Source organism: Conexibacter woesei DSM 14684 (genome assembly GCF_000025265.1).
Lineage (GTDB): Bacteria > Actinomycetota > Thermoleophilia > Solirubrobacterales > Solirubrobacteraceae > Conexibacter > Conexibacter woesei.
Map to the genome: position 1 here is coordinate 2293947 of NC_013739.1, position 15611 is coordinate 2309557.

The following is a 15611-nucleotide window of genomic DNA, read 5'->3' on the forward strand; positions in this document are numbered from 1 at the left end:
CCATGCCGAATGCATCCCAGCCGTCCCCGCAGGCCTCCTACGTGGCGCGGGAGGGCAGCCCGCTGGCGGCCGACCCGGCGCGGTACGTGCCGATCGGGAGCGACCACGACGCCCGCACGCGCGTGCACGAGGAGGTGATCCCGGTCCGCAGCGGGCGCGCGTTCGCGGTCCCGGCCGGCCACGTGGTCCGCTTCTCGACCGTCGACGGGCCGCAGGTGCTCGACGTCAACGTCTGGAGCCTCGCGGACCCGCGCGAGCGCTTCTGGGCCGCGCGCACGCGGCAGTTCCACGGCGCGCACGTGACCGCCGGCGACCGGCTGTGGTCGACGCTGCCGTTCCTGCGCCCACTCGCGACGATCGTCGCGGACACGCTGGACTACGGGATCGACGCCGACGGCGCCGGCTGCCACGACCTGCTCGGCACGCGCTGCGACCCCTATGTCAACCAGCTCCTGTCGCACACGGCGTACGACCTGCACTGCCACTCGAACCTCGTGCGCGCCATCGCGCCGTGGGGGCTGACCGAGTTCGACGTGCACGACGTGATCAACGTCTTCCAGGTCACCGGCCTGATGCCCGACGACGAGCGTTACTTCATGAAGACGTGCCCGGCGCGCGTCGGCGACCACTTCGAGCTGTTCGCCGAGATCGACCTGCTCGTCGCCGCCTCGACCTGCCCCGGCGGCGACCTCGCGCTGCCGGTGTGGGGGCCGGGCTCCGGCGGCGAGCCGAACTGCAACCCGGTCGGGGTCACCGTCTTCCGTCTCGATCCGCGGCTGCTGGAGGGCTGGTCGCAGCCGCCGCGCGCCGCCTACCGCGGTGCCGGCGCGCTGCGCCACGGCCTGCGCGGACCGGCCGCCCGCCCTCCGCTCAACGAGGCCGTCCCGGTCGGCGGTGCCTGAGCGATGCGCAGCGATCATCTCGAAGGGGTGCGGGTGCTCGCCGTCGAGCAGTACGGCGCGGGCCCGTTCGGCACCCAGCTGCTCGGCCATCTCGGCGCCGAGGTCGTCAAGGTCGAGAACCCGGCCCAGGGCGGCGACGTCTCGCGCAGCGTCGGGCCGCACTTCCGCGACGACCTGCCGCCGAGCACCGAGAGCATCTTCTTCCAGGGCCTCAACCGCAACAAGAAGAGCGTCGCGCTCGACCTCGGCACCCCCGAGGGACAGGCCGCGTTGCGCCATCTGGCACGTGACGCGGACGCGCTCGTCAGCAACCTGCGCGGCGACGTGCCGGCGCGCCTCGGTCTGACCTACGCGGCGCTGGCGGACGTCAACCCGCGCCTCGTGTGCGCGCACCTGACCGGCTACGGCCGCGGCGGCGAGCGGGCGCGCCGGCCCGGCTACGACTTCCTGATGCAGGCCGAGCTGGGCTACTTCGACCTGACCGGCGACCCCGACGGCGTGCCCGCGCGGATGGGGCTCTCGATGGTCGACCTGATGGGCGGCGCGATGCTCGCGCTGGCGACCGTCAGCGCGATCGTGCGGGCGCGCGCCGGCGGCCGCGGCGGCGAGGTCGACGTCTCGCTGTTCGACGTCGCGCTGTTCGACCTCAACTACGTCGCGCACTGGTACCTCAACGCCGGGGCGCGCACGACGCGCCTGCCGCGCTCCGCGCATCCGTCGCTGACGCCGTGCCAGACCTATCGCACCGCCGACGGCTGGATCTACCTGATGTGCAACAAGGAGAAGTTCTGGCCGGCGCTGTGCGAGCTGGTCGATCGGCCGCAGTGGGCGCGCGAGCCGCGCTTCGCGACGTTCCCAGACCGTCTCGCCGCCCGCGCCGAGCTGACCGAGCTGCTCGACGACGTGCTGTTCGAGCAGACGACCGCAGCGTGGATGGAGCGCTTCGCGGGTGCCGTGCCCGCGGCCCCGGTGCTGGCGCTCGACGAGGCGCTCGAGCAGCCGTTCGTGCACGCCGACGGCCGCGTCGAGACGCTGGCGAACGGGCTCCGGCTGCTGGCCAGCCCGTTCCGCGGCGACGCCCCGACACGGCCGTCGACGGCGCCGCCGGCGCTTGGCGAGCACACCGCCGAGCTGCTCGACGGACTGCCGGCCGCGCCATGAGCCTCGCCCATGCGCGCGCGCTGCTGTTCGTGCCCGGCGACCGGCCGGACCGCGTCGAGCGGGCGCTCGCGTCCGGCGCCGAGGCGATCGTGCTCGACCTCGAGGACGGCGTCGCGGCGGCGTGCAAGGAGGCGGCGCGCGAGCAGGCGCTGGCGACGCTCGAACGGCTGGCGCGGCAGGGCAGTGACCCGGCCGTCGCCGCCGGCCGCCGCCCGCCGCTGCTCGGGCTGCGCGTCAGCTCGCCGGCCACGGCCGACGGGGTGCGCGACCTCGCGGCGCTGCTCGACGCGCCGGCGCGGCCGGACTTCCTCGTGCTGGCGAAGGTCGAGTCGGCGGCCGAGGTGCAGCTGTGCGCCGCGGCACTCGACTGGTCGGGCGAGCTGGTCTGCAGCGTCGAGTCGGGCGCTGGCCTGGAGCGCGCCGCCGAGATCGCCGCCGCCTGCGAGCAGGTCGCCGCGCTCGGCTTCGGCGGCGTCGACCTCGCGGCCGAGCTGGGCGCCGAGCTGGCGTGGGAGCCGCTGCTGGCGGCCCGCGCGCGCGTCGTCTGGTGCGCGGCGGCCGCCGCCGTCGCGGCGTTCGACGCGCCCGTGCTGGAGCTGGACGCGACCGCCGCGCTCACGGCCGACTGCCGCCGCGCCGCGGCACTGGGCTTCGACGGCAAGATCGCGATCCACCCGCGTCAGGTCGCCACGATCCGCGCCGGATTCGCGCCGAGCGAAGCGTCGATCGCGGACGCGCGCGCGATGCTCGCCACGGCACAGGACGCCGGCGCGGCGCGCCACCGCGGCACGATGGTCGACCGCGCGACGCTGCGCCGGGCGGCGCGTGTGCTGGCGCGCGCGGAGGGTGCCCCGTGAGCCTGTTCGCCTACCGCCGCGCCGGCCGCGACCGCTACGTGGAGCGCTACGGGCTCGACTTCGAGGACCTCGTCGTCGGCCAGCGCTTCCGCCACCGGCCCGGCGTCACCGTCTCCCAGCAGGACAACAGCGACGAGGCGCTCGACACGCTCAACTCGGCGATGCTCCACTTCGACGCCGCGTACGCCGCCCACACCCCGTTCGCCCGTCCGCTCGTCGTCAGCACGCTGACGGTCGGGCGGGTGCTCGGGATGACGGCGAAGACGTTCGGTCGTCGCACGGCGCTGCTCGGGATCGAGCGGATCGAGCTGCCGCGGCCCGTCTTCGGCGGCGACACGCTGTACGCCGAGTCGGAGGTGCTCGCGCTCGACGACGGCGACGGCCCGGACAGCGGCACGGTCGAGCTGGCGACGCGCGGGCTCAACGGCGACGGCGACGAGGTGGCGCGCCTGCACTACCGCATCGCGCTGCCGCGCGCGGGCCGTGCTGCGGCGGATCCGCCCGGCGACGCCGCCGGCCCGCCCGCCGAGGAGCCCCGCTTCGCCGCCTACGCGCGCGACGGCGACGTCCTCGTCGAGCGCTTCGGCCTCTTCTTCGAGGACTGCCGGCCGGGCGAGACGTTCGTCCACGCGCCCCGCCGCACCGTGCTGTTGGAGGACGCCGTCGAGCACGCCCGCCGCTCGCTCGACCACTCGCCCCGCTGGCACGAGCTCGACGGCGAGCGCCGCTACGAGGTCCCGCCGACCTACGTGCTCGCCGTCGCCGCGACGACCTCGACGCGCACGTTCGCGCGCGTCGTCGCGAACCTCGGCTGGTACGACGTGGAGCTGCCGCGACCGGTCCACGCCGGCGACACGCTGCGCGCCGAATCGCAGATCCTCGACGCGCGCCCGTCGCGCTCACGGCCGCGCGAGGGCGTGCTCGTCGTCGCGACGCACGCGTTCGACCAGCACGGCGAGCCGGTGCTGCGCTTCCGCCGCCACCTGCTCGTCAACCGCAGCGGGACGGCGGCGCCGTATCGCGCCGCCGGGTACGCCTCATGAGCGTCTGCGCCGTCTCGGACTCGGCGGCTCCAGCGACGGACGGCGTCCGGAGCCGGGCGGCCACGCGTAGTCGGCCTTGACGATGTCGAGATAGATGAACGTCTCGGTCTCGCGCACGCCGTCGATCTTGCGCACGTCCTCGTTCAGCAGCCGGTAGAGGTGCCGATCGTCGCTGCACTGCACCTGCGCCATCACGTCGAAGCTGCCCGCCGTGACGATCAGGAAGTCGACCTCCTCGATCGCCGAGAGCTGCTCGCAGATGCGCTCGAGGTCACCGTCGCAGCGCAGGCAGACCGTCGCTCGCAGCCTGATCCCGAGCGCGTCTGGGTTGACCGTCGCGGCGATGCGGATGGCGTCCGCCTCGATCAGCCGCGCGACGCGTTGGCGGACGGCCGGCTCGCTGAGCCCCACCGCCTTCCCGATCCGCCCGTAGGTGCGGCGGCCGTCGTCCTGCAGCTCGCTGATGATCGCGCGGTCGATCTCGTCGAGCTGCAACGAGGCCTGCCGCTTGAACGGCTTCGTCGGCATGCGCCGCATTCTGTCACGGCGCCGGCCGCCGCCGAGTCGCCGCGCGCCGGGGCGGTCGGCGATGCGTTGACATGGCGATCGCCCCGACCTAAGCTACCGACCGTTCGGTCGTAACGTCTGCATGCGAGGAGAAGCTCTCCGTGACCTCCCATCCGGCGCCCGCTGCGCCTCCCGAGCCGCTCACGCGGCGCGAGCGACACGGCGCCGTCGGTGTCGTGCTGCTGAACCGCCCGCGCCAGCTCAACGCGCTCTCCGACGGCCTGATGCGCGCTGTCGTCACGGACCTCCAGGCGCTCGATGCCGACCCCGAGGTCCGCTGCATCGTGCTCGGCGGCTCCGAGCGCGCCTTCGCCGCCGGCGCCGACATCGCGCAGATGGCGCAGACGACGGCGATGCAGTTCGCCTTCAGCGGGCGGGTCGAGCAGTGGGACGCGATCCGCCGCGTCGCGACGCCGCTGGTCGCCGCCGTGTCGGGCTTCTGCCTCGGCGGCGGCTGCGAGCTGGCGATGGCGTGCGACCTGGTCGTCGCCTCCGAGAGCGCGGTCTTCGGGCAGCCGGAGACGGGCGTCGGGATCATCCCCGGCGCTGGCGGCACGCAGCGGCTCACGCGCGCGATCGGCAAGGCGAAGGCGATGGACATGGTCCTCACCGGCCGCACGCTCGGTGCGCGCGAGGCGGAGCGCGCCGGCCTCGTCGCGCGCGTCGTCGCACGCGAGGCATGGCTGACCGAGGCGATCCTGCTCGGCGAGGAGATCGCGCGGCGCGCGCCGATCGCCCAGCGGCTCGCCGTCGACGCGGTCGACGCCGCCGCAGAGACGAGCCTGAGCAGCGGCCTCGACCTCGAGCGCAAGATGCTGTACCTCGCGTTCGCGTCCGACGACGCGCGCGAGGGCCTGTCCGCATTCGTCGACAAGCGGGAGCCGCAATGGCAGTCGAAGTGAGCCACGAGGGGCCGGTCCTGACGATCGCGCTCGATCGCCCGGACCAGCTGAACGCGTGCACGCGCGAGCTGCACGTCGAGCTGGCGGCGGCCGTGAAGCAGGCACGTTCGCCGGAGGTGCGCGCCGTGATCCTGACGGGCAACGGGCGCGGCTTCTGCGTCGGCCAGGATCTCGGCGAGGTGCGCGCCGACGGCGGCGGCGGGAACGACGTGCGCCTGCGGACGCTCTACAACCCGACGATCCGCGCGCTGCGAGCGCTGGAGAAGCCCGTGATCGCGGCCGTCAACGGCGTCTGCGCCGGCGCCGGCCTCTCGCTCGCCGCCGCCTGCGACATCCGCGTCGCGTCCGAGCACGCGAAGTTCGTGCCGGCGTTCGCGAACATCGGCCTGATCCCGGACGCGGGCGCCTCCTACCACCTCGTGCACGTGCTCGGGTACGCCAAGGCGTTCGAGTGGATGACCTCCGGGAGGCACCTCGGCGCCGAGGAGGCCCGCGCGCTGGGACTCGTGAGCGAGGTGCTCGTGCCGGACGCGCTGCTGGAGCACGCCGGCGAGCGCGCCCAGGCGCTGGCCGCCATGACGGGCGCCGCGGTCGGCCTGACGAAGCGCCTGATGCAGCAGGCGCTGCACACGACGCTCGACGAGCAGCTGGAGCTGGAGGCGCAGCTGCAGGGGTACGCCGGCTCGACGCCGGAGTACGCCGCGGCGCTCGACGCGTTCCTCGATCGCTCGGCGGCGAAGCGCGGCGGCTGAGCGGCCTCAGCGCAGGTCGACGACGCGCTTCGCCTTGCCGGCGGAGCGCTCGAGCGTGTCGGCATCGTGCAGCGTGACGGTCGCGCTGACGCCGATCCGGTCCTTGATGCGCTTGCGCAGCGCCAGTCCTGCCGCGACGGCGTCGGCGTCGGCGGCGGCACCGCGCGCCTCGACGCGCAGCTCCAGCGCGTCGAGCCGGTCGGCGCGCGTCAGCACGCAGCAGAAGTGCGGCGAGAGCCGCGTCTGCTCGAGGATCAGCTCCTCCAGCTGCGTGGGGAAGACGTTGACGCCGCGCACGATCATCATGTCGTCGCTGCGGCCCGTGACCTTCTCGATGCGGCGCATCGAGCGCGCCGTCCCGGGCAGCAGCCGCGTGAGGTCGCGCGTGCGGTAGCGCACGACCGGCATCGCCTCCTTGGTCAGCGACGTGAAGACCAGCTCGCCGACGCTGCCGTCGGGCAGCACCGCGCCCGTCTCGGGGTCGACCACCTCGGGATAGAAGTGGTCCTCCCACACGTGCAGCCCGTCCTTCGTCTCGACGCACTCCTGCGCGACGCCGGGGCCGATCACCTCGGAGAGGCCGTAGATGTCGACGGCGTCGATGCCGACGCGCTCCTCCATCTCGCGGCGCATCGCCTCCGTCCACGGCTCGGCGCCGAAGACGCCGATCCGCAGCGAGCTGGCGCGCGGGTCGATCCCCTGGCGCTCCATCTCGTCGACGATCGTCAGCGTGTACGACGGCGTCGCGAGGATCGCGTCGGGCTCGAAGTCCGCGATCAGCTGGACCTGACGCTCGGTCATCCCGCCGGAGATCGGGATCACCGCGCAGCCGAGCCGCTCCGCGCCGTAGTGGGCGCCGAGGCCGCCAGTGAAGAGCCCGTAGCCGTAGGCGACGTGGACGCGGTCGCCCGCGCGCACGCCGGCGGCGTGGAGGCAGCGCGCGACGACGCCGGTCCACATGTCGAGATCGGCGGCGGTGTAGCCGACGACGGTCGGCTTGCCGGTCGTGCCGCTCGACGCGTGCACGCGCGAGATCCGCTCACGCGGGACGGCGAGCATCCCGAACGGGTAGTGGTCGCGCAGGACGTCCTTGCTCGTGAAGGGGAAGCGCGCGAGGTCGCCCAGCTCGTGCACGTCGGCGGGGTGGACGCCGGCGGCGTCGAACGCCTCGCGGTAGTGCGGCACGTTGTCGTAGGCGTGCCTCAGCGACCACCGCAGGCGGTCGAGCTGCAGCGTCGAGATCTCGTCGCGCGACGCGCGCTCGATCGGCTCGTAGACCTCGTCGGCGCGGAGCTGGCCGTCAGTCTTCACGGGGATCGATCACCTCTATCGGGACGTCGTTGCGAATCGAGTGTGGGCTGCGAGCGACTCGGCGCCGAGCAGCAGCGGCGCCGTGCGGTAGCGCTCCTCGCCGCGCTCGTCGTGCAGCGTGCGCAGGATCGCACGCACGTGCGCGAGTCCCGTCTGCTCGCTCCACGCGACCGGACCGCGCGGGTGGTTGAGGCCGAGCGTCGTGCCGGCGTCGACGTCGGCCGCGGAGCCGACGCCCTCGCCGATCGCGAACGCGGCCTCGTTGACGAGCTGCGCGACGATCCGCCCGAGCACCATCCCGGGCGCGTCGCCGACGCGCTCGACGTGGAAGCCGAGCACGCCGAAGAACTCCTCCGTGCGCGCGACGGCCGCCGGGTCGGTGTCCGGCAGCGCGGTCGTCTCGACGAGCCGGGCCTGATCGACCGGCCCGACCAGGTGGAAGCCGCACGCGCGCACGTCGCGGGCGGCGCGGAGCGTCGTGGACGCGCACAGCAGCGCGCGGGCGGGCACGTGTCCGAGCCCGCCGAACCACGTCCGCCGGCGCGGGTCGGCGTCGACGCACAGGTGGATGTCGTCGGCGCCGCGGTCGTTGAGGCCGAGCACGGCGAAGCCGGCCGTGCGCGCCCGCGCTCGCAGGCCGTCGGCGACGGGGCCGGCGCCGCCGATCACGACGCTGCGGCCGTCTCCGCCGCCGGGCGCGGGCGGCTCCGGGTCGGCCGGCCGGTGGGCGCCGTCGCGGTAGTCGTGGAAGCCGGCGCCGCTCTTGCGCCCGTGCCGGCCGGCGGCGACGAGCCGGGCCTGCAGCGGGCTCGGCTTCCAGCGCGGCTCGCCGTAGCTCTGGCGCCAGAACGACTCGGCGATCTCGAGGTTGACGTCGAGCCCGATCAGGTCGGCGAGCTCGAACGGGCCCATGCGGAAGCCGCCGCCCATGCGGCAGATGCGGTCGATCTGCTCGATCGTCGCGACGCGCTCCTGCAGCAGGCGCAGCGCCTCGCCGACGAACGGCCGGCCGCAGCGGTTGACGAGGAAGCCGATCCCGTCCTGCGCGACGACGACCCGCTTGCCGAGCCGCTCGCCGAGCGCGCGCGCCGACGCGAGCGCCTCCGGGCCGGTGTCGGCCCCGGCGATCACCTCGACGAGCCGCATCAGCGGCACCGGGTTGAAGAAGTGCAGGCCGACGACGCGCTCGGGCGCGGGCAGGCCGGCGGCGACCGCGCTGACGAGCAGCGACGACGTGTTCGTCGCCAGCAGCGTGGCCGGGCCGCAGACGTCGGCGAGCTGAGCGAAGACCGTCCGCTTCAGCTCCAGCCGCTCGGGCACGGCCTCGATCGCGGCGTCGACGCCGGCGAGCGCCGCGGGGTCGGTGGCGCAGGTCAGCCGCGTGCGCGCCGCGTCGGCGTCGGCCGTGCTCCAGCGGCCGCGCTCCGCGCCGCGGGCGAGCGCCGCGGAGACGGTCGCCTCGGCGTGGGCGAGCGCGTCGGCGGAGGGGTCGGTGAGGACGGTCGGGATCCCCGCGAGGAGGGCGGTCTGCGCGATCCCTGCGCCCATCGTCCCGGCGCCGGCGACGCCGAGACGGTCGACGCTGCGTGCTGTCTGTGCCATGGTCGGACGGTAGACTACCGAACGGTCGGATGGGACGGTGACCTTCGCCGTTGCAAAAGAGAAACTCTTTTTCTATTATGCCCGACATGGGGCCGGCGCGAGCGTCGCCCGACCGACGAAGGAGTGGAGGAATCGTGGGCACGAGCGAACGCACGCCGCGACGCGTGATCGGCGACGGCGAGACGGCCGCGGACGGCGAGGTCGCCGGCCTCGCCGACGAGCAGCTGCTCGAGCTGCACCGCCAGCTGGTCCTGATGCGGACGTTCGACGAGCGCGCGGTCGTCTACCAACGCCAGGGCCGGATCGGCACGTACGCGATCTACTGGGGCCACGAGGCGATCCAGGTCGGCGCGCACTTCGCGCTCGACGCGGCGACCGACTGGGTCTTCCCGTCCTACCGCGAGTCCGCGATCGGGCTGCTGCGCGGGATCGATCCCGCGACCGTGCTCGCGTGGTGGCGGGGTCATCCGGCCGGCTGGTGGAACCCGCAGGAGCACCTGCTCGGCGGCATCTCGGTGCCGATCGCCAGCCAGGTCCCGCACGCCGCCGGCGCCGCCTGGGGGATGCGCCTCAGAGGTGAGCCGGGCTGCGCGCTCGTCTTCTTCGGCGACGGCGCGACGTCGGAGGGCGCGTTCCACGAGGGGGTCAACCTCGCCGCCGTCACGGATGCGCCCGTCGTGCTGCTGTGCAGCAACAACGGCTGGGCGATCTCGACCCCGTACGAGCGCCAGTCGCGCGCCGCCGCGCTCGCCGACAAGGCGGTCGGCTACGGCATCCCCGGCGTCCGCGTCGACGGCGGCGACGTGCTCGCCGTCCACGAGGCGGTGCGCGACGCCGTCACGCGGGCGCGCGCCGGCGACGGGCCGACTCTCGTCGAGGCGGTCCACTACCGGATCGCCCCGCACGGCACCGCCGACGACCCCTCGCTCTACCGCGAGCCCGGGCGGGCGGAGGCGGCGAGGAGCGACGAGTGCCTCGTCCGCTACGAGGGCTACCTGCGGCGACGCGGCCTGCTCGACGACGACGCCGCCGCTGCGCGCCGGGCGGAGGCGGTCGAGCTGGTCAAGGCCGGGATGCGCGCGGTCGAGCAGCTGCCGGCGCCCGATCCGGCGCTCGTCTTCGACACGACGTACGCCCAGCCGCCGGCGGACCTGCTGCGTCAGCGCGATGAGGCGCTCGCCGCGTTCGCGGAGGCGGTCGCGTGAAGACGCTCGTCGAAGCGATCAACGAAGGGCTCCACAACGAGCTGGAGCGCGACGGCGACGTGCTCGTGATGGGCGAGGACGTCGGCCGCTCGGGCGGCGTCTTCCGCGTCACCGCGGGGCTGCAGGAGCGCTTCGGCGCCGACCGCTGCGTCGACACGCCGCTCGCCGAGGCGGGCCTGCTCGGCTCCGCGGTCGGCCTCTGCATGACCGGCTGGCGGCCCGTCGTCGAGATGCAGTACGACGCCTTCAGCTATCCCGCGCTCGACCAGCTGATCACGCACGTCGGGCGCTATCGCTGGCGCTCGGGCGGGCGGATGGGCGTGCCGCTGACGATCCGCATGCCGTACGGCGGCGGGGTCCGCGCGCCGGAGCTGCACGAGGACTCACCCGAGACCTACTACGTCCACACGCCGGGCATCAAGGTCGTGATCCCGTCGACGCCGGCTGACGCGAAGGGCCTGCTGGCGGCAGCGATCCGCGACCCCGACCCGGTCGTCTTCCTCGAGCCGAAGGCGCTCTACCGCGGTGCGCGCGAGGAGGTTCCGGCCGGCGATCACGTCGTGCCGCTCGGGCAGGCCCGCGTCGTGCGCGAGGGCTCCGATGCGACGATCGTCGCCTACGGCGCGATGGTGCCCGTCGCCGAGGGGGCGGCGGAGCGGCTGGCGGAGGAGGGCGTCTCGGCGCACGTGCTCGACCTGCGTTCGCTGCGCCCGCTCGACGAGGCGGGCCTGCTCGCCGCCGTCCGCCGCACCGGGCGGCTCGTGATCGTGCAGGAGGCACCGCGCACCGCCGGCTTCGCCGCCGAGGTCGCGGCCATCGCGGCGGAGCGGGCGATGCTCGACCTGCACGCGCCGATCGAGCGCGTCACCGGCTACGACGTCGCCTTCCCGTACTGGCGCCTGGAGGACGTGTACCTGCCGTCGATCGAGCGCGTCGCCGCGGCGGTGCGCCGGACCCTGGAGTACTGAGCAATGGCATACGAGTTCCTGCTCCCCGACCTCGGGGAGGGCGTCGCCGAGGGCGAGATCGCCACGTGGCTGGTGAGCGTCGGCCAGCGCGTCGCGGAGGACGACCCGATGGTCGAGGTCGAGACGGACAAGGCGACCGTCGACATCCCGAGCCCGGTCGACGGCGTCGTCGCCGCGCTGCACGCCGAGACCGGCGAGCGCGTCGCCGTCGGCGCGCCGCTCCTGACGATCGAGACCGGCGACGGGGGTGGGGAGGGGGCGCCGGCCGCTCCGGCCGCCGCGGCTGCGCCCGCCGCGCCGGCCGCGCCCGTGCAGGCGACGCCGGCCGCGCCCGTGCAGGCGACGCCGGCCGCGCCCGTGCAGGCGACGCCGGGCGCGCGGCGCGCCGCGCGCGAGCTGGAGGTCGAGCTGTCGGCGGTCGCCGGCAGCGGGCCGGGCGGCGCGGTCACCGAGGCCGACGTGCGCGCCGCCGGTGGCGCGCCGGCGCGCGCGGAGGGTCGCCGCGAGCCGCTGCGCGGCGTCCGCCGCCGGATCGCCGAGCGGCTCGCCGAGTCGCATCGCGAGGTGCCGAAGGTGACGGTCGTCGAGGAGTGCGACGTCACCGAGCTGGCGGCCCGTCGCGGCGAGCTGTCGTACGTGCCGTTCGTCGTCAAGGCGGTCGTCTCCGGCTTGCGCGCGTTCCCCGACTTCAACGCGACGCTCGACGGCGACGACATCGTCTACCTCGACCGCATCGCCGTCGGCGTCGCTGCGCAGGGACCGAGAGGGCTCGTCGTCCCGGTGCTGCACGACGCCGCCGACCGGACGGTCGAGCAGCTCGACGCCGAGGTCAAGCGGCTCGCGCAGGCGGTCCGCGACGACACGGTCGCGCCCGAGCAGCTGCGCGGCGGGACGTTCACCGTCACGCTCGCCGGCAAGCTCGGCGGCTACTTCGCGACGCCGCTCGTCAACCCCGGCGAGGCGGCGATCCTCGGCGTCCACCGGATCCAGCAGCGGCCGGTCGTGCGCGACGGCGAGATCGCGATCCGCGAGATCGGGCTCGTCTCGTGCTCGTTCGACCACCGCATCACCGACGGCACGCGCGCGTCGATGTTCCTGCTGCACGTGATCGACGAGCTGCAGCGGGCGAGGTAGCGGGTCACGCGCCGCTCGCTGAGGAGACGCCGGCCTCGAGTCCGACGATCAGGTCGAGCAGCCCCTCAGCTTCCCAGGCCCGGTTGCGTGCCGATTCGTTGAGCCGCGCGAGGATGCCGGCAGCCTCCAGCTGCTCGATCGCGTTCGCGGCGGCCGGCTTTGTTCGTCCGGTCGCCGCAACGGCGACTGGCACCGTGATGACCGGATGGGCGGGAAGGACCGTGATCAGGCTCCAGGCGGCTGCGTCGGCGCGAGGATTCGAGTGCTGACGCAAGCGCTCACGCCACTCGTCCTGCAACTCGCCGACCCGGATCGTGTAGCGAGCGGCAAGCGTGGCGGCCTCAGCGGCAGCGGCGGCGAACAGCTCGATCCAATCGGACAGGCGATCCTCGCGGAACAGCGTCAGCCCTTTCAGATAGCGATCCTTGTCGCGAGCCAGCACGACGCTGATCGGGGGGACGAACGCCGGTGTCACACCGCGCCTTCGAAGGACGACCTGCACCAGCGCGCGGCCGGTCCGGCCGTTGCCGTCCTCAAAAGGGTGGATCGTCTCGAACTGGGCGTGGGCGATCGCGGCCTGCACGAGCGGCGGAAGCGCGATGTCGTTGACGAACACGCAGAGATCGTCGAGGAGGCGATCGACCTCCTCCGGCGGCGGGGGCACGAACGCCGCGCCACAGGGGTTGTAGTCGTTGCCGCCGATCCAGTTCTGCGAAGCGCGAGATCTTCCGGCGACCTGGGAGTTCGGCGCGCGTTCGAGCAGAACCCGATGGATGTCGAGGAAGTCCGCAGGACGCACGCCCTCGAGGTCCGCCGCTCGCTCGATCGAGAGCTGCATCGCGTCGATGTTGGCGAGGATCTCGGCGGCGCCCGGTCCGACCTTGCGCCCGGTGTCCCGATTGGTCTCAGCGCGAGCAAGGCTGCGCGCATCGAGCTGCAGGCCCTCGACCTTCGAGGAGGCGATGGACTCGGTTCGCAGCAGCAATCGAGCGAGTGGCATCAACTCGGGCCCGGCGGCGCGGTTCAGCTCGGCGATCGCCTTCTCCGCATCGGAGACCACGCCGGCCACGTCGCCGGGAAGAACAACCTCAACGTCGGCGACCGGCTCGGGAACGAAGGCGTCGTACGTGCAGGCACGCCGGTGACGCGGAGGGGCATAGATGGTTGGATCCGCCTGCCAAGTCCGTTGGACGTACCGTCCGCGCACCGCGATCCTTTGTTCGAGTCGATCCTTAGGCAAGGAACGTGGCGTTCCTTGCCTCGTCGTCATCCTAGCTCAGCCTGGACCCTTAGGAAAGGATCGGCCCTAAGCTTTCCTCCGGCTGCTCCGTGGAGAAGGTCGGCACTACCGCCTGGGGGCGGTTCCCTCCAGCAGCAGCGACCACAGTGCGTCGGCCGTCTCGCCGACTCTCGCGCCGCGGCTCATCCACGTGTAGGCCCAGTTGCCGACGGACAGGAAGACGAGCACCGCGTGTCTCACGTCGAGGTCGGCGCGCAGCGCGCCGGCGTCGACGGCGTCCTGATGCAGTCTCGTCACGCGTCTCTCGTAGCGGCGGCGCTCGGCGAGGAAGCGTCTGCGCGCGTCGCCGGTCAGGTAGCGCCACTCCTGCAGCCAGACGGTCGCGACGTCGAGCTGCCGGTCGACGACGCCGAGGTGGGCACGCAGCGCCAGCCGCAGCCGCTCGCCCGGCGCGGCGTCCTCGGGCACCGCGTCGAGCGCGGCGTGGAACGCGGTCGCGCCGGCGAGCGCGATCTGCGCGAGCAGCTCCTCCTTGCCGTTGATGTGCGTGTAGACGGACGCCTTGCGGATGCCGAGCGCGCCGGCGAGGTCGCCGATGGACGTGCCGTGGTAGCCGCGCTCGGCGAACATCCGAGCGGCTTCGATGGAGAGTCGGTCGCGAGTGCTCACCGGCACAACGGTAGCCGTCGCTCAGGCGACTTCCAGCTCGGCCGCGATCCCCTGACCGACGCCGACGCACATCGTGCAGAGGGCTCGTCTTCCGCCGCGCTCGCGCAGCTCGTGCGCGGCGGTCAGCGCCAGCCGCGCGCCGCTCATCCCGAGCGGATGCCCGAGCGCGATCGCGCCGCCGTTGGGGTTGACGTGGCCGGCGTCGTCGGGGAGGCCCAGCTGCCGCAGCACCGCGAGCGCCTGCGCGGCGAACGCCTCGTTCAGCTCGACGACGTCGTAGTCGGCGATCGTCCGCCCGGTCAGCGCGAGCAGCCTGCGCGTCGCCGGGACCGGCCCGATCCCCATCACGCGCGGGGCGACGCCTGCGGTCGCGCCGGCCGTCACGCGCGCGAGCGGTTCCAGGCCGAATCGATCGACCGCCGCACCGGAGGCGATCAGCAGCGCGGCGGCGCCGTCGTTGACGCCCGACGCGTTGCCGGCCGTGACGCTGCCGTCCGTGCGGAACGGCGTGCGCAGCCTCGCCAGCGCCTCGACCGTCGTCGGTCGCGGGTGCTCGTCGCGCTCGACGAGCAGGTCGTCGCCCTTGCGCTGCGGGATCGGCACGGCGACGATCTCGCGCGCCAGACGGCCGTTCTCCTGTGCGCGCGCCGCACGCTCCTGCGAGCGCGCCGCGAACGCGTCCTGGTCGGCGCGCGAGACGCCGAAGTCGGCGGCGACGTTCTCGGCCGTCTCCGGCATCGAGTCGGTCCCGAACGCGTGCGCGAGCTGCTCGTTGACGAAGCGCCAGCCGATCGTCGTGTCGTGGATCTCGGCGTGGCGCGAGAACGGCTCCGCGGTCTTCGGCAGCACGAACGGCGCCCGGCTCATCGACTCGACGCCGCCGGCGACGACGAGGTCGGCCTCGCCGGTGCGGACCTGACGCGCGGCGATCAGGACGGCGTCGAGGCCGGAGCCGCAGAGGCGGTTGACCGTCGTGCCCGGAACGCTCGCGGGCAGGCCGGCCAGCAGCGCCGCCATTCGCGCGACGTTGCGGTTGTCCTCGCCCGCCTGGTTGGCGCAGCCGAGCACGACCTCGTCGATCGCGGCGGGGTCGACGGCGCCGGCGCGGTCGAGCAGCGCGCGGATCGCGAGCGCGGCGAGGTCGTCGGGGCGGACGCTCGCGAGCGCGCCGCCGTAGCGGCCGATCGGGGTCCGCACGCCGGTCACGAGATAGGCGTCGTGCATCGCGTCTCCTTGCTCTGGTGATGGTGCCGCTGCGGTCGCCGAGACTACCGAACGGTCGGACGGACTGGTACGCT

At 73.9% G+C, this 15611-nt stretch carries 15 protein-coding genes; 9 read left to right on the top strand and 6 right to left on the bottom strand.

Annotated elements, in window-relative coordinates; all coding sequences use genetic code 11:
• Positions 1-2 precede the first annotated feature (2 nt).
• The 4 genes from CWOE_RS10880 to CWOE_RS10895 are packed head-to-tail and all read left to right on the top strand — an operon-like array spanning position 3 to position 3963.
• Positions 3-902 (top strand): urea carboxylase-associated family protein, encoded by a 900-nt coding sequence (locus tag CWOE_RS10880; RefSeq protein WP_012933658.1) that lies wholly within the window; start codon positions 3-5, stop codon positions 900-902.
• A gap of 3 nt (positions 903-905) precedes the next feature.
• Positions 906-2063 (top strand): CaiB/BaiF CoA transferase family protein, encoded by a 1158-nt coding sequence (locus CWOE_RS10885; RefSeq protein WP_012933659.1) that lies wholly within the window; start codon positions 906-908, stop codon positions 2061-2063.
• A complete protein-coding gene (locus tag CWOE_RS10890; RefSeq protein ID WP_012933660.1) occupies positions 2060-2920 on the top strand; it encodes an HpcH/HpaI aldolase/citrate lyase family protein in 861 nt (286 codons plus the stop codon). The genes CWOE_RS10885 and CWOE_RS10890 overlap by 4 nt, the downstream gene beginning before the upstream one ends.
• Complete coding sequence (locus CWOE_RS10895; RefSeq protein ID WP_012933661.1) at positions 2917-3963, top strand: MaoC family dehydratase; 1047 nt, start codon at positions 2917-2919, stop codon at positions 3961-3963. Before CWOE_RS10890 ends, CWOE_RS10895 begins: the two co-directional genes overlap by 4 nt.
• Here CWOE_RS10895 and CWOE_RS10900 read toward each other — a convergent pair.
• Complete coding sequence (locus tag CWOE_RS10900) at positions 3958-4491, bottom strand: Lrp/AsnC family transcriptional regulator (protein WP_012933662.1); 534 nt, start codon at positions 4489-4491, stop codon at positions 3958-3960. The two genes, CWOE_RS10895 and CWOE_RS10900, sit on opposite strands and share 6 nt — an antisense overlap.
• 140 nt (positions 4492-4631) lie before the next feature.
• On the opposite strand from CWOE_RS10900, the gene CWOE_RS10905 reads away from it, so the two are divergent.
• Both CWOE_RS10905 and CWOE_RS10910 read left to right on the top strand, forming a co-directional pair.
• The gene (locus tag CWOE_RS10905; RefSeq protein ID WP_012933663.1) at positions 4632-5432 is read left to right on the top strand and encodes an enoyl-CoA hydratase-related protein; all 801 of its coding nucleotides are present in this window, start codon (positions 4632-4634) and stop codon (positions 5430-5432) included.
• Positions 5417-6184 (top strand): enoyl-CoA hydratase-related protein, encoded by a 768-nt coding sequence (locus tag CWOE_RS10910; protein ID WP_012933664.1) that lies wholly within the window; start codon positions 5417-5419, stop codon positions 6182-6184. Before CWOE_RS10905 ends, CWOE_RS10910 begins: the two co-directional genes overlap by 16 nt.
• A 6-nt stretch (positions 6185-6190) precedes the next feature.
• Here CWOE_RS10910 and paaK read toward each other — a convergent pair whose 3' ends face one another.
• Together paaK and CWOE_RS10920 are read right to left on the bottom strand one after the other, a co-directional pair.
• Positions 6191-7495, bottom strand: a complete 1305-nt coding sequence (gene paaK, locus CWOE_RS10915) for a phenylacetate--CoA ligase PaaK (RefSeq protein ID WP_012933665.1) — start codon at positions 7493-7495, stop codon at positions 6191-6193.
• Positions 7496-7510: 15 nt separating this feature from the next.
• Positions 7511-9097: a 3-hydroxyacyl-CoA dehydrogenase NAD-binding domain-containing protein gene (locus tag CWOE_RS10920; protein WP_012933666.1), complete on the bottom strand. Its 1587-nt coding sequence runs from the start codon at positions 9095-9097 to the stop codon at positions 7511-7513.
• 134 nt (positions 9098-9231) lie between these two features.
• Here CWOE_RS10920 and CWOE_RS10925 point away from each other — a divergent pair, with 134 nt between their 5' ends.
• From CWOE_RS10925 to CWOE_RS10935, 3 genes are read left to right on the top strand one after another with little or no spacing between them, the layout of a single operon-like run.
• Positions 9232-10302 (top strand): thiamine pyrophosphate-dependent enzyme, encoded by a 1071-nt coding sequence (locus CWOE_RS10925; protein WP_012933667.1) that lies wholly within the window; start codon positions 9232-9234, stop codon positions 10300-10302.
• Positions 10299-11270 carry an alpha-ketoacid dehydrogenase subunit beta gene (locus CWOE_RS10930; protein WP_012933668.1) on the top strand — a complete coding sequence of 324 codons (972 nt, stop codon included), beginning with the start codon at positions 10299-10301 and terminating at the stop codon, positions 11268-11270. Before CWOE_RS10925 ends, CWOE_RS10930 begins: the two co-directional genes overlap by 4 nt.
• A 3-nt stretch (positions 11271-11273) precedes the next feature.
• Positions 11274-12404 (top strand): dihydrolipoamide acetyltransferase family protein, encoded by a 1131-nt coding sequence (locus CWOE_RS10935; protein ID WP_012933669.1) that lies wholly within the window; start codon positions 11274-11276, stop codon positions 12402-12404.
• A gap of 4 nt (positions 12405-12408) precedes the next feature.
• On the opposite strand, the gene CWOE_RS10940 is transcribed toward CWOE_RS10935, so the two are convergent.
• The 3 genes from CWOE_RS10940 to pcaF form a co-directional block, all read right to left on the bottom strand.
• A complete protein-coding gene (locus CWOE_RS10940; RefSeq protein ID WP_012933670.1) occupies positions 12409-13611 on the bottom strand; it encodes a Fic family protein in 1203 nt (400 codons plus the stop codon).
• Between the two features lie 138 nt (positions 13612-13749).
• Positions 13750-14313 carry a TetR/AcrR family transcriptional regulator gene (locus CWOE_RS10945; RefSeq protein WP_148260976.1) on the bottom strand — a complete coding sequence of 188 codons (564 nt, stop codon included), beginning with the start codon at positions 14311-14313 and terminating at the stop codon, positions 13750-13752.
• A 21-nt stretch (positions 14314-14334) separates the two neighbouring features.
• Entirely contained in the window at positions 14335-15537 is a 1203-nt protein-coding gene (gene pcaF / locus CWOE_RS10950; protein WP_012933672.1) for a 3-oxoadipyl-CoA thiolase, read from the bottom strand.
• Positions 15538-15611 lie beyond the last annotated feature (74 nt).

What these genes read in the sequence shown, in the direction of transcription:
- CWOE_RS10880 (WP_012933658.1), top strand. Translation starts at nt 3, where the DNA reads ATGCCGAATGCATCCCAGCCGTCCCCGCAGGCCTCCTACGTGGCGCGG.
- CWOE_RS10885 (WP_012933659.1), top strand. Translation starts at nt 906, where the DNA reads ATGCGCAGCGATCATCTCGAAGGGGTGCGGGTGCTCGCCGTCGAGCAG.
- CWOE_RS10890 (WP_012933660.1), top strand. Translation starts at nt 2,060, where the DNA reads ATGAGCCTCGCCCATGCGCGCGCGCTGCTGTTCGTGCCCGGCGACCGG.
- CWOE_RS10900 (WP_012933662.1), bottom strand. Translation starts at nt 4,491, where the DNA reads ATGCCGACGAAGCCGTTCAAGCGGCAGGCCTCGTTGCAGCTCGACGAG.
- CWOE_RS10910 (WP_012933664.1), top strand. Translation starts at nt 5,417, where the DNA reads ATGGCAGTCGAAGTGAGCCACGAGGGGCCGGTCCTGACGATCGCGCTC.
- CWOE_RS10920 (WP_012933666.1), bottom strand. Translation starts at nt 9,097, where the DNA reads ATGGCACAGACAGCACGCAGCGTCGACCGTCTCGGCGTCGCCGGCGCC.
- CWOE_RS10935 (WP_012933669.1), top strand. Translation starts at nt 11,274, where the DNA reads ATGGCATACGAGTTCCTGCTCCCCGACCTCGGGGAGGGCGTCGCCGAG.
- pcaF (WP_012933672.1), bottom strand. Translation starts at nt 15,537, where the DNA reads ATGCACGACGCCTATCTCGTGACCGGCGTGCGGACCCCGATCGGCCGC.